Origin of the sequence: Pseudomonas sp. TWR3-1-1 (genome assembly GCF_049896545.1) — a bacterium.
GTDB lineage: Bacteria > Pseudomonadota > Gammaproteobacteria > Pseudomonadales > Pseudomonadaceae > Aquipseudomonas > Aquipseudomonas weihenstephanensis.
The window spans coordinates 62,191-74,865 of the sequence record NZ_JAFCUO010000002.1; the positions used below are offsets into that span (position 1 = coordinate 62,191).

11 protein-coding genes are annotated in these 12,675 nt (G+C 59.3%); 8 read left to right on the forward strand and 3 right to left on the reverse strand.

The annotated features are described in order from the left end of the window. Positions 1-32: 32 nt before the first annotated feature. The 7 genes from pqqF (at position 33) to ACP7A4_RS05820 (ending at position 7,766) form a co-directional block, all read left to right on the forward strand. On the forward strand, positions 33-2,477 hold the full coding sequence (gene pqqF, locus ACP7A4_RS05790) for a pyrroloquinoline quinone biosynthesis protein PqqF (RefSeq protein ID WP_426245956.1): 2,445 nt from the start codon (positions 33-35) through the stop codon (positions 2,475-2,477). A gap of 152 nt (positions 2,478-2,629) precedes the next feature. After that, complete coding sequence (gene pqqA / locus ACP7A4_RS05795; RefSeq protein WP_082149419.1) at positions 2,630-2,704, forward strand: pyrroloquinoline quinone precursor peptide PqqA; 75 nt, start codon at positions 2,630-2,632, stop codon at positions 2,702-2,704. Between the two features lie 86 nt (positions 2,705-2,790). Then, complete coding sequence (gene pqqB, locus ACP7A4_RS05800; RefSeq protein ID WP_048364209.1) at positions 2,791-3,702, forward strand: pyrroloquinoline quinone biosynthesis protein PqqB; 912 nt, start codon at positions 2,791-2,793, stop codon at positions 3,700-3,702. Between the two features lie 103 nt (positions 3,703-3,805). Further along, a complete protein-coding gene (gene pqqC / locus ACP7A4_RS05805) occupies positions 3,806-4,558 on the forward strand; it encodes a pyrroloquinoline-quinone synthase PqqC (protein ID WP_236442732.1) in 753 nt (250 codons plus the stop codon). Continuing rightward, the gene (pqqD, locus tag ACP7A4_RS05810; protein ID WP_059765299.1) at positions 4,555-4,830 is read left to right on the forward strand and encodes a pyrroloquinoline quinone biosynthesis peptide chaperone PqqD; all 276 of its coding nucleotides are present in this window, start codon (positions 4,555-4,557) and stop codon (positions 4,828-4,830) included. The genes pqqC and pqqD overlap by 4 nt, the downstream gene beginning before the upstream one ends. 7 nt (positions 4,831-4,837) lie before the next feature. After that, a complete protein-coding gene (gene pqqE, locus ACP7A4_RS05815) occupies positions 4,838-5,968 on the forward strand; it encodes a pyrroloquinoline quinone biosynthesis protein PqqE (RefSeq protein ID WP_238938233.1) in 1,131 nt (376 codons plus the stop codon). Then, positions 5,934-7,766 (forward strand): prolyl oligopeptidase family serine peptidase, encoded by a 1,833-nt coding sequence (locus ACP7A4_RS05820; RefSeq protein ID WP_426245959.1) that lies wholly within the window; start codon positions 5,934-5,936, stop codon positions 7,764-7,766. Before pqqE ends, ACP7A4_RS05820 begins: the two co-directional genes overlap by 35 nt. Before the next feature lie 64 nt (positions 7,767-7,830). On the opposite strand, the gene ACP7A4_RS05825 is transcribed toward ACP7A4_RS05820, so the two are convergent. Next, positions 7,831-7,989: a YqaE/Pmp3 family membrane protein gene (locus ACP7A4_RS05825; protein WP_048364204.1), complete on the reverse strand. Its 159-nt coding sequence runs from the start codon at positions 7,987-7,989 to the stop codon at positions 7,831-7,833. A 177-nt stretch (positions 7,990-8,166) separates the two neighbouring features. Then, the gene (locus ACP7A4_RS05830) at positions 8,167-9,450 is read right to left on the reverse strand and encodes an aspartate aminotransferase family protein (protein ID WP_203301934.1); all 1,284 of its coding nucleotides are present in this window, start codon (positions 9,448-9,450) and stop codon (positions 8,167-8,169) included. A 229-nt stretch (positions 9,451-9,679) separates the two neighbouring features. Here ACP7A4_RS05830 and ACP7A4_RS05835 point away from each other — a divergent pair, with 229 nt between their 5' ends. Further along, entirely contained in the window at positions 9,680-10,579 is a 900-nt protein-coding gene (locus ACP7A4_RS05835; protein ID WP_059765306.1) for a LysR family transcriptional regulator, read from the forward strand. A 291-nt stretch (positions 10,580-10,870) separates the two neighbouring features. On the opposite strand, the gene ACP7A4_RS05840 is transcribed toward ACP7A4_RS05835, so the two are convergent. Beyond that, a complete protein-coding gene (locus ACP7A4_RS05840) occupies positions 10,871-12,649 on the reverse strand; it encodes an acyl-CoA dehydrogenase C-terminal domain-containing protein (protein ID WP_426245962.1) in 1,779 nt (592 codons plus the stop codon). Positions 12,650-12,675: the final 26 nt, after the last annotated feature.

Here is a 12,675-nt window from a genome sequence, read left to right on the forward strand (position 1 = left end):
AGCATGAGCGCTTCTCTGTTACGGAAGTGCCCATGCCTGCGCCCAACCCTCCTCACGCTTCTCGCCTGACCTGTAACAACGGTCTGGCGCTGACCGTGCGTCATGAACCCCGGCTCAAGCACAGCGCCGCCTATTTGCGGGTTGCTGCGGGCAGTCATGACGTGCCCGCAGCCTGGCCTGGGCTGGCTCATTTTCTGGAGCATTTGCTGTTCCTGGGCACGGACCGATTCCCCCCCGCGCAGGGGTTGATGGCCTATGTGCAACAGCAGGGGGGGCATATCAATGCCCGCACCAGCGAGCGCCATACCGACTTCTTTTTTGAGTTGCCACCCGCTGCGTTTGAGGGCGGACTTGAGCGTCTGTGCGACATGCTTGCTCACCCGCGCATGAATACAGCGGATCAACTGCGCGAACGCGAAGTGTTGCACGCCGAATTTATCGCATGGGTGCGTGAGCCATCGACGCAGCATGAGCGACGCTTGTTTCAACCCCTGAATCCGGCGCACCCGCTGCGCGCCTTCCACGCGGGTAACCGCTATAGCTTGCCGGTCCCGCGCGCGGCCTTTCAGCAGGCGTTGAAAGACTTCCATGAGCAGTACTACCAAACCGGGCAAATGACGTTAACCCTGGTGGGTCCACAATCCCTTGAAGAACTGATCACGCTGGCTGAACGCCACAGCGCGCCCCTCACACGTGGCGAACCCGTGCGCCAGTGTTCACCGCCCCCGTTGTTGGTGACTGGTAAACAGCGTTATCAACACGTTGACGGCCGGCGCCTGAACCTGATGTTGGCGATGGAACGCTTGCCAGTTGCGAGCGACCAAGCGCTGGCGTTTTTGTGTCACTGGATCAATGCCGACAAACCCGGCGGGCTTGCCGCACAGCTGCGTCAGCTACACCTGATCGACACCCTCAATGCCAGCGTGGTGTACCCATTCGACGGCCAGGCGCTTCTTAACATCGCGCTCACAACACCGGCTGACAGCGCGCCGCAGACCCAGCAGATAAGCGACGCCTTCGACGGCTGGCTGGCCTTTTTCAGCGCCAAGCAGCCGTGGTCTGCACTGCGTGAAGAGTACCGCTTGCTGCACCAACGTCAGCAGCAGGTCAGCAGCGCACTGGCATTGGCCCGCATTGAGGGTCAGCAATGTGCATCACACTTGTCAGACCAGGGTGTGCAAGCGCTGCGCGCGATTCTGACGCAAATACAGCCTGTGGCGCCGACAACGTGCCAGCATGACTGGCAATTGCCCACCCCCAACCCATTTTTGACATCGGAGAAAGAGCCCGTGAACGCTGGCCTTATTCGCGGACAAACCAGCGCCCACCGAGGCCTGCGCACCTTCGCCCAAGATCGCTTACGCAGCCGCCGCGACAGGTCGGCCATGACGTTCAGCGCAGCGATGCCCACTGACAGCGACGAAGCCGCCCTGCGCCTGCGCTGGCATTTCGCTACAGCCCACGAACCGGCGTTTCTGTCGCAGGTTCAGCACTCACTGCAAACCCTAAAGCAGGACGCACATCACGCGGGGGTTGAGCTATCACTCAACGCTCAGGGCAATGACTGGCTGCTCAATATGCGCGGCGTGCAAGAACCCATGCCGACCATTCTTGAACACGTGCTGCGTTCACTTGACGCGCCCGTGCAACACCAGGCTCAAGGTTCGCCTGAGGCGCCGCTGATGCCTATTCGCCACTTGCTCAAGCGCCTGCCCGAACGGTGTCAGGCACAAGCGCTGCCTGCCATCAACGACCTGCAACAAGGTTGGGCCTCGGCGCGCTGGGATGGGTTGGCTGTGGGCCTTGCTACCCGTACTCAAACCTTGATCGCGGCGATATTGAATAAGGCCCCCGGCATACCGGATACGGACCTTTCCCCCGCCGCTGCGCCCATGCGCACGCGGCAGTGGCACACCGAACCTTGTGCATCGAGTGAGCACGCCGTGTTGCTGTTTTGCCCAGCGCCCACCGCCGATATCGCTGATGAAGCCGCATGGCGCTTGCTCGCCCATCTTGCGCAACAGCCGTTCTATCAGCGCCTGCGCGTTGAGTTGCAACTGGGTTATGCCGTCTTCAGCGGCCTGCGCCAATTCAACGGGCGCACCGGCTTGCTGTTCGGCGTGCAATCCCCGTACGCAGCAACGACAGAAATCTTTGAGCAGATCAGACAGTTCATCGAACAACTGCCGACGCTTGTATCAACGCTCGATGAAACTTCCTTCATCCAGGCACGCACCAGCTTGGCCCAACAGTTTTCGACAGAGGCTCTGAGCATGGCCGATGCTCGCGATCTGCTATGGCACGCCAAACAAGCGGGCCATTCGTCGGATTACCTCAAAGCGCTCTACACCGCACTTATGGCGCTCGAACCAAGCACTACACTCAACGCAGCTCAGCGCATCAACCAGCCCAATTGCGACTGGCTGTGCCTGGCCACGTCGTCCGAAACTGAAACGTTTAATCGAGGACGAAGCTGATCGTTACCAACGGTGTAATGAGCTTTCTTCGACTTTGGTCGTTCAGCCACTGTCAAATTTAGTAACATAGCCACCTAAGCATCTGAACATCTCCTTCGGGAGCTGGACTAAGTTAAAGACACCCCACCCACCCACTGCTAAGGAGTCACCTCATGGCTTGGACTAAACCTGCTTTCACTGATCTGCGCATTGGCTTTGAAGTCACCATGTACTTCGCAAGCCGTTGATCTGCCGCTTTTACTGAGCAGAGCAACCCAACGCCTCGGTTCGCCGGGGCGTTTTTATTTTCAGATTTGCAAGAGAACAGCCGCCCATGTTCGTCCAGATTCTAGGTTCCGCCGCTGGCGGTGGATTCCCACAGTGGAACTGCAACTGCGTCAACTGCGCAGGTTTTCGTGATGGCAGCCTGCGCGCCACGGCCCGCACCCAGTCCTCGATTGCGATCTCCGATGACGGCGTGAACTGGGTGCTGTGCAACACCTCGCCCGACATTCGCGCCCAGCTGCAAAGCTTCGCCCCCCTGCAACCGGGCCGCGCCCTGCGCGACACCGGGATCAGCGCCATCATCTTGATGGACAGCCAGATCGACCACACCACCGGCCTGCTGAGCCTGCGCGAAGGGTGCCCGCATGAAGTATGGTGCACCGACATGGTGCATGAAGACCTCAGCACCGGCTTCCCGCTGTTCACCATGCTCAAACACTGGAATGGCGGTTTGAACCGCCAACGCATCGAGCTGCAAGGCTCGTTCACCATCGCCGCCTGTCCGAACCTGCGCTTCAGTCCACTGCCCTTGCGCAGCGCCGCGCCGCCGTATTCGCCGCACCGTTTCGACCCGCATCCCGGTGACAACATCGGCCTGATCGTTGAAGACCTGCGCACCGGCGGCAAGCTGTTCTATGCACCCGGCCTGGGCAAAGTCGATGCTCCGCTGCTGGAGATCATGGCCAGCAGCGATTGCTTGCTGGTCGACGGCACGATGTGGGACGACGACGAAATGCAGCGCCGTGGCGTGGGCACGCGTACCGGCCGTGAAATGGGCCACCTGGCGCAGAACGGCCCCGGCGGCATGCTCGAAGTGCTTGAGCAACTGCCCAAGCAACGCAAAGTCTTGATCCACATAAACAACACCAACCCGATCCTCGACGAAGACTCCGCCGAACGCGCCGAACTGGCCCGTCGGGGGGTTGAAGTGGCCTTTGATGGCATGAGTATCGAGTTGTAACACGCAAACCTTTGTAGCCGCTGCCCCGTTTTTTTGAAGGCCCTGCGGCCCTGATCGCAGCCTGCGGCAGCGGTTACAAAACCCATTTATTTGGAGGCACCTGATGACTCAAGCCCCACTCTCTACCGCCGAGTTCGAAGCCGCGCTGCGGGCCAAAGGCGCGTACTACCACATCTATCACCCGTATCAGGTGGCGATGTACGAAGGCCGCGCCACGCGCGAACAGATTCAGGGCTGGGTCGCCAACCGCTTCTACTATCAAGTCAATATTCCGCTCAAGGACGCTGCGATTCTGGCCAACTGCCCGGACCGCGAAGTGCGTCGCGAGTGGATTCAGCGCCTGCTCGACCACGACGGCGCCCCCGGCGAGGACGGCGGCATCGAAGCGTGGCTGCGTCTGGGGCAGGCCGTGGGCCTGGACCCCGACCAGTTGCGCTCCCAGGAGTTGGTGCTGCCCGGCGTGCGTTTCGCCGTGGATGCTTACGTCAACTTCGCCCGCCGCGCCAGTTGGGAAGAAGCCGCCAGCAGCTCGCTGACCGAAATGTTTGCCCCGCAAATCCACCAGTCCCGCCTCGACAGCTGGCCACAGCACTATCCGTGGATCGACCCGGCGGGCTATGAGTACTTCCGCACCCGCTTGGGTCAGGCCCGGCGCGATGTCGAACACGGGCTGGCCATCACCTTGCAGCACTACACGACGTGGGAAGGCCAGCAGCGCATGCTGGAAATCCTGCAATTCAAACTCGACATTCTTTGGAGCATGCTCGACGCCATGACCATGGCCTACGAGCTTGACCGCCCGCCTTACCACAGCGTGACCAACCAGCGCGTCTGGCATAAAGGAATCACCCTATGAGCTTCGACCGCAGCAAAATCCCGGCCTGGCGCCCCGGCTACCGCTTTCAATACGAGCCCGCGCAAAAAGGCCATGTGCTGCTATACCCCGAAGGCATGATCAAACTCAACGACAGCGCGGCGTTGATTGGTGGCTTGATCGATGGCGAACGCAGCGTGGCGGCCATCATTTTGAAACTGGAGGAACAGTTCCCCGGTGTTCCCGAACTGGGCGACGACATCGAGCAATTTATGGAGGTCGCTCGTGCAGAGCACTGGATCGAACTTGCCTGACAGTCTGATGCCGCCCAAACCCGAGGTGGGCCTGCCGCTCTGGCTATTGGCGGAGCTGACCTATCGCTGCCCGCTGCAATGCCCGTATTGCTCTAACCCGCTGGATTTCGCCCAGCAAGGCAAAGAGCTGAGCACCGAACAGTGGATCAAGGTGTTTCGCGAGGCGCGCGAAATGGGCGCCGCCCAACTGGGCTTCTCGGGGGGCGAGCCGTTGGTGCGTCAGGACCTGGCCGAACTGATTGGCGAGGCGCGCAAGCTTGGCTTCTATACCAACCTGATCACGTCGGGCATTGGCCTGACCGAACAAAAGATCAGCGATTTCAAAAAGGCCGGGCTGGATCACATTCAAATCAGCTTTCAGGCCAGCGACGAGCAAGTGAACAACCTGCTTGCCGGGTCGAAAAAAGCCTTCGCGCAAAAGCTGGAAATGGCCCGTGCAGTCAAGGCTCACGGCTACCCGATGGTGCTGAACTTCGTCACCCATCGGCACAACATCGACAAGATCGATCGCATCATCGAACTGTGCATCGCACTGGAAGCCGACTTCGTCGAACTCGCCACTTGCCAGTTCTACGGCTGGGCGCAGCTCAACCGCGTGGGCTTGTTGCCGACCAAAGAGCAACTGGTGCGCGCAGAACGCATCACCAACGAATACCGCGCCAAGCTGGAGGCCCAAGGCCATCCCTGCAAGCTGATTTTCGTCACCCCGGACTACTACGAAGAGCGCCCTAAAGCCTGCATGAACGGTTGGGGCAGTATCTTTTTGACCGTCACCCCTGACGGCACCGCCTTGCCGTGTCATGGTGCGCGGCAGATGCCGGTCCAGTTCCCCAACGTGCGCGACCACAGCATGCAGCACATTTGGTACGACTCGTTTGGCTTCAACCGTTTCCGCGGCTATGACTGGATGCCCGAGCCGTGCCGCTCGTGTGACGAGAAAGAAAAGGACTTCGGCGGCTGTCGTTGCCAAGCCTTTATGCTCACCGGCGATGCAAGCAATGCAGACCCGGTGTGCAGCAAGTCGCCTCACCATGACCTGATCCTCAAGGCGCGCGAAGAAGCCGAGCACGCCACCCAAACCATTGAGCAACTGGCCTTTCGAAATGACCGAAACTCACGACTCATCGCCAAAGGTTGAACCATTCAGCGCCGCCCTCGCCGTGGCCGCCGGGGTGGATTTCGCCGAACTCAAACACGGCCCGCTCGGCCTGTTCTGGAACGAATACCGCCCTCAGGATGCCGCTTGCCGAATCTGGCACTGGCGTGACGGCCAGGCACATTGCCTGACCCCCGACGGTTTCAGCGTGCGCAGCCGGGTGTACGAGTACGGCGGTGGTTCGTTTTGCCTGAGCGATGACGGCGTGGTGTTCGTCAACGAGTCTGATCAACAACTGTACTGGCAAGCACTGGACGGCACGGCGCCACGCGCCTTGACCCAAGGCACCTGCCGCTATGGTGATGTGCAATGTGCCCAGGGCCGGGTGTTGGCGGTCGAAGAAGATACCGACCAACATCGCCTGGTCAGCGTTGACCCGGCCACACTAGAGCGCTGCGTGCTGGCCCAGGGTGCAGATTTTTATGCCGCCCCCACCCTCAGCCCCAACGGCCAGCGACTGGCGTGGATTGAGTGGAGCCGCCCGCATCAGCCGTGGACATCAACCCGTTTGATGCTGGCTGAACACCACGCGGCAAGCGGCTGGCAGTTGCCCGTCTGTGTGGCGGGCAATGACCGCGAAGAGTCGTTGCAACAGCCGCGTTTTGATCAAAACAACCGCCTGTATTGCCTGACAGACCGTGGTGGTTTTTGGCAACCGTGGGCTGAATCTGCCACGGGATTAGTGGCGTTGCCGAGTGCAGCAGCCGATCACGCGCCCGCACCTTGGCAACTGGGCGCCAGCACGTGGCTGCCGCTGGGCGACGGCGCTTACCTGGCCAGCTGGACCGAGCACGGGTTTGGACGCTTGGGCATACACGCGTCTGACGCCAACATTGACGACTTTACCGGCCAATACAGCCGTTTCCGTAGCCTGGCGCTGGACGATGACGCGCTTTATTGCATCGCCGCCTCACCTGTCAGCCCCTCTGCGGTCATCCGTATCGCGCGCGATACCCGGCAGGTGAACGTGCTTGCCGGCGGCATCGCGCCCTTGCCCCAGGCACAGATCAGCCGTCCGCAAACCCTGAACTACCCGTCGGCAGGCAGCCAGGCACACGGTTTTTTCTACCCGGCCATGCACGGTGAAAGCCGACCGCCGCTGGTGGTGTTTATCCACGGCGGCCCGACTTCGGCCTGTTATCCAATGCTCGACCCGCGCATCCAGTACTGGACGCAGCGCGGCTTTGCCGTGGCCGACCTCAACTATCGCGGCAGCACCGGCTATGGCCGCGAATACCGTCAGGCGCTGCACATGAAATGGGGTGAAGTGGATGTCGAAGATGCGTGTGCGGTGGTCAGTTATCTGGCTGAAAAGGGTCTGATCAATCCCGATAACGCCTTCATTCGCGGCGGCAGCGCAGGGGGTTACACCACGTTGTGCGCCTTGGCGTTCAAACATGTGTTCCGCGCAGGGGCCAGCTTGTATGGCGTCAGCGATCCGGTTGCACTGGCGCGCGACACGCACAAGTTCGAGGGCGATTACATGGACTGGCTGATCGGCGACCCTGAGCGTGATGCCGAACGCTACGCTGCCCGTACGCCGTTACTGCACGCGGCAAACATCCAGGTGCCGGTGATTTTCTTTCAGGGCGAACTGGATGCCGTGGTGGTGCCGCAGCAGACCCGCGACATGCTGCACGCCCTGCAACAAAACGGCATCCCGGCCAAAGCGCACTACTACCCTGACGAACGCCACGGCTTTCGCAAGGCCAGTAACCAGGCGCACGCGCTGGAGCAAGAATGGCAGTTTTATCAAGACGTCATGAACCCCAGCTCGTAGGCGCTGGCGCTGGCTGCGATCCATCACACGATCGCAGCCATCGTGGTCGAAAGTCGTAGAGGGCTTAGCGCTTGGCGATGATGTACACGGCGTGAATCACGCCGGGGAAGTAACCCAACAGCGTCAGCAAAATGTTCAGCCAAAAAGCGCCCGCGAAACCGACCTGCAAAAACACGCCCAGCGGCGGCAGCAAGATGGCGATGATGATGCGAATAATGTCCATGTGTTCCGTCCCCAATCAAAGGTGGGCTCAATAAAGCCCTACGATTAATCGACTCTTAGCCACGGCGAAAGGTTCAGTTGTAGTTTTGCACAGGCAAAAAAACGCCCCGTGCCAAACGAAACAGGCACAGGGCGATGCGTTATACCGCGAGACGGTTCTTTAAATTCTGTATGACGCTTAGATCACTGCTGCACGACGGCACTGCAACTGCGCAGTGCGGACACGGGCAAACGCTCGGGCCAGACGCAACAGCATTTCATCGATGTTGCCTTTGCTGACGCACAGCGCCGGGGTGAAACGCAGGCAATTGGGCTGTGGCGCTGTAATCAACAAACCTTCATACAACGCAGCTTTTACCACCTCATTTGCCGAGTTATCCGACAGCGTCAGCCCCCACATCAGGCCCTGCCCCCGCAATTCACCCTGTGCATAACTATTGGCCAATCGGCCCAGCCCCTCGCGCAGGTGCTGCCCCGCATCGCGAACCTGCTGCAAAAAACCTTTCTCAAGCACGGCATCGAGCACAGCGCTACCTGCGCCAGTCATCAAGGCATTGCCGTGATGGGTGCCGCCCAACTCGTCGGCTTCCAGGCAACACGCTTGACCGCGCGCCAGCAGCGCCGCGAGCGGCACACCCCCACCCAAACCTTTACCCAGGGTGATGATGTCGGCACGAACGCCGTAGTGCTGCTCTGCCAACAAGGTGCCGCAACGGCCCATACCGGTTTGTACTTCATCAAGGATCAGCAAAATGCCCAACTCACGGCACAAGCGCTCAACACCCTTGAGGTAATGCTCGGTGGCCGGGATCACCCCTGCATCGCTCTGCACCGGCTCCAGCATGATGGCCACGGTTTGCGCGTCGACCGCTGCGTGCAAGGCAGGCAAGTCGTTGAACGGCACATTGATAAACCCCGGCAATTGCGGCTCGAAGCGGTTATCGAACGTAGCGCTGCCCGAGGCCGACATCGCACCGAAGCTGCGGCCATGGCAACTGTGCGTCGCGGTAATGATGCGATGCGCGCCGCCACGATGCAGTTGGCCCCATTTGCGCGCCAGCTTGATCGCGCCTTCGTTGGCCTCAGCGCCGGTGTTGAGAAAATGCACCTGATCGCTGCCCGTGCTGTGACACAACCGCTCAGCCAGGCTCAACATGCCGCGATTGAAAAAACCCGACCCCGGGTTGATCAACGATTGCGCCTGCTCAGCCAGTGCCTTGATCAACACCGCCGGGCTATGACCCAAGCTGTTTGCGGCACCGCCCTGGGTAAAATCCAGATACGCGCGGCTTTCGCTGTCCCACATCCACGACCCTTGACCGCGCACAAAAATCTGCGCCGGACGCTCGACGCTGGGCATCAGGCAATCGCGGGACACATCGTTATTCATCGTTTGAGACAGAGGCTCAATCGCCAACTCATCGAAGCTGGGGGATTGGCGCCGCAGGTTAAACAGGTTCATGCACGCTGACCTTGTGACCATAAGCCGAATCGATTTGCAACTGAGCGTCATGCTCGTGCGCGGTTAAACCCTCTGTGGGGTTTTCTGCCTTGCCTATGTAAAACAGGCCTGCACAATCGCTTTTCATGACCTTCTCTGGTGCTACGAGCCCTTTGGAATGGGCGTAGACTAGGCGCCTGCCGGCCTTTGAGCCATTTCGTTTTTTAAGCATTTTCGATAAGTAATACTTATGGATTTCAAACAACTGCGTTATTTCGTCGCGGTGTACGAAGAAGGCCATGTGGGCCGAGCTGCCGAGCGCCTTTCCATCTCCCAGCCGGCACTCTCGCAGCAGATTCGCCAGCTCGAACACAACCTGGATGTCAGCCTGTTCGAGCGCAGCAGCAAGCGCTTGCTGCCAACCCTTGCCGCGCACACGCTGTACAACCATGCGTTACCGCTCCTTGACGGTTTGCAACGCGCCAAAGAGGCGTTGCGTAACTTTCAAGGCCACGCGCTGCGGACTCTGGCCATCGGCGTGCTGCAAACCGTACATACCAGCCTGGTGCCGCAAATGCTCGAACGCGTGCGCCAGGCACAACCGCATTTGGTGGTACAGATTTACGAACTGACCGGGCTTGAGATTGAGCGGCGTTTGCTCAATGGCTCACTCGACATCGGCATCAGCTACCTGCCGCCCCGCCAGCCTGGCTTGCACGGCGTGTTGCTGTACGAAGATGAGCTGCAACTGGTCATCCCGGCAGACCATCCGCTGCGTGAATTCAAAAAAGTGTCGTTAAGCCAGGCGGCCGAATTGCCCATGCTGCTGCTCGGGGAAGAGTTTCAGGTGCGCCAGATCTGGCAGAGCCAACTGGCCAATCTGGGCCGACGGCCGCAAGTGCAGGCTGAACTCAATACGATGGCCGGGATTCTCGACAGCTTGCCGCACAGCAAGTTGGCCACGGTGCTGCCGGGGCGTTCACGTCACGAACACGATGACAAGGCGCTGCTGTGGAAGCCGCTGAGTGAGCCGAGGGTGCCGCTCAAAGTGGGGCTGGTGTGTCGCGATGTGCAGCGCCAACAAGCCACGCTGGGGTTGTTGCGCACCCTGCTTGAGGATGTGATGCAGCGTGAAGAAGCAACGCTGTAGGTCACGTTTATTGACCCGCTGCATGAGGGCGTGCGAACAAGCTCGCTCCTACAGCGCATATACATATTTCTGACGCACAAAAAGAAAACCCCGCCGAAGCGGGGTTTTGCAGACTGTTTCCCTGACATCCTTTTCACTCCGCCATCCTGGCAGAATCCTACGTGTCCCTGTTATTTCTTTGAGCTTCCTGCTCGACGTCCATGTGAAGTAGATTACCGATGGATCCAATTCTGCGATATGGACGATTGCCAGCACGTTATGTAAGCAAATGCTTACATAACGTTAAACAGCTTAAAAGTGTGCTTCATCCAGCAAATACAGCGACTCGCTACCGGACTTGACCGAAGCACTCAGCGAGTGGATACGCGGCAGCAAACGTTGGAAGTAGAAGCGCGCCGTGCCCATTTTGCTGACATAAAACGCGTCCTCGGACTCCTTGCCCTGCGCAGCCTTGGCCATCAGCGCCCACATGTAGGCATACGTTGTGTAACCAAAAACATGCAGGTACTCAACGCAAGCCGCGCCAATTTCGTTGGGATTAATTTTCGAATGTTCCAAAACCCAGGCCGTCAACTCATCAAGTGTGTCCAAAGCGCTTGCCAGCGGTGCGGTGAATTCATTCAAGTCGCCACACGACGAGGCGATGAACTGACGAATCTCATCGGCATACAAACGGTAATACGCCCCGTTGTTGCCCACGATCTTGCGCCCCACCAGGTCCAACGCCTGAATACCGTTGGTGCCTTCGTAGATCTGCGTAATACGCACATCACGTACTAACTGCTCCTGCCCCCATTCACGAATGTAACCGTGACCGCCAAACACCTGCTGACCGTGCACGGTGGTTTCAAGCCCCAAATCGGTCAAGAATGCTTTGGCGACTGGCGTCAGCAAAGCCACCAGGCCATCGGCCCGCTCACGGGCGGCCGGGTCCTGACTGAACTTGGCGATGTCCAACTGGTTGGCGACATAGGTGGAGAACGCACGCCCGCCTTCGTTGCACGCTTTCATGGTCAGCAACATACGGCGCACATCGGCGTGCACAATGATCGGATCAGCGGCTTTATCTTTGGCTTGAGCACCGGTCGCAGCGCGGCCTTGCAAGCGATCACGGGCATATTCCACTGCGTTCTGGTACGAACGCTCACCCGAAGCCAGCCCCTGAATACCGACGCCCAAACGCTCGTAGTTCATCATGGTGAACATCGCCGCCAGACCACGGTTAGGTTCGCCGACCAGATAACCCACCGCCTCGTCGAAGTTCATCACGCACGTTGCCGACGCTTGAATACCCATTTTGTGTTCAATGGAACCGCAGGTGACCGGGTTACGCTCGCCCAGGCTGCCATCGGCATTGACCCTGAATTTGGGTACCAGAAACAGCGAAATACCTTTGGGGCCAGCCGGCGCGTCCGGCAACTTGGCCAGTACCAAATGGATGATATTTTCCGTCAGGTCGTGCTCGCCACCGGTGATGAAAATCTTCGTACCGCTGAGGGTGTAGGAGCCATCGGCTTGAGGTTCGGCCTTGGTGCGGATGATCCCCAAGTCAGTGCCCGCATGGGGTTCGGTCAGGCACATGGAGCCAGCCCACACGCCCGAATACATATTGGGCAGGTACATCGCCTTCAGTTCTTCGCTGGCATGCGCATTGATCGACACGCACGCACCCGCTGTCAGCATCGGGTACAAGCCGAACGCGAGGCTAGAGGAGTTGATCATTTCTTCGACTTGCGCCGAGACCGCTTTGGGCATGCCCATGCCGCCGAACTCAGGATCGCCACCGACGCCCACCCATCCGCCTTCGGCGTAGGTTTTATAAGCATCAACGAAACCTGCGGGGGTGGTTACGACGGTATCGTGCCAGTGGCATCCTTCTTCATCGCCGCTACGGCTGAGCGGGGCGATGCTTTTAGCGGTGACTTTGCCCGCTTCTTCAAGAATCGCTTCTACCGTCTGCGCATCAACCGTGTCTGCCAAAGCAGGCAATGTCCCCCAAAGCGCTGCAACATCGAACACTTCATTAAGGACGAAGCGCATATCGCGCAGGGGCGCTTTGTAATCAGCCATGACAAACCTCGCAATTACTACCAGTT

Bases quoted from the DNA above. Each gene is read 5' to 3' on its own strand.
- pqqF (WP_426245956.1), top strand. From the start codon at position 33: ATGCCTGCGCCCAACCCTCCTCACGCTTCTCGCCTGACCTGTAACAAC.
- ACP7A4_RS05830 (WP_203301934.1), bottom strand. From the start codon at position 9,450: ATGAACCTGTTTAACCTGCGGCGCCAATCCCCCAGCTTCGATGAGTTG.
- pqqC (WP_236442732.1), top strand. From the start codon at position 3,806: ATGACTCAAGCCCCACTCTCTACCGCCGAGTTCGAAGCCGCGCTGCGG.
- ACP7A4_RS05840 (WP_426245962.1), bottom strand. From the start codon at position 12,649: ATGGCTGATTACAAAGCGCCCCTGCGCGATATGCGCTTCGTCCTTAAT.
- ACP7A4_RS05825 (WP_048364204.1), bottom strand. From the start codon at position 7,989: ATGGACATTATTCGCATCATCATCGCCATCTTGCTGCCGCCGCTGGGC.
- pqqB (WP_048364209.1), top strand. From the start codon at position 2,791: ATGTTCGTCCAGATTCTAGGTTCCGCCGCTGGCGGTGGATTCCCACAG.
- pqqE (WP_238938233.1), top strand. From the start codon at position 4,838: ATGCCGCCCAAACCCGAGGTGGGCCTGCCGCTCTGGCTATTGGCGGAG.
- ACP7A4_RS05820 (WP_426245959.1), top strand. From the start codon at position 5,934: ATGACCGAAACTCACGACTCATCGCCAAAGGTTGAACCATTCAGCGCC.
- ACP7A4_RS05835 (WP_059765306.1), top strand. From the start codon at position 9,680: ATGGATTTCAAACAACTGCGTTATTTCGTCGCGGTGTACGAAGAAGGC.
- pqqD (WP_059765299.1), top strand. From the start codon at position 4,555: ATGAGCTTCGACCGCAGCAAAATCCCGGCCTGGCGCCCCGGCTACCGC.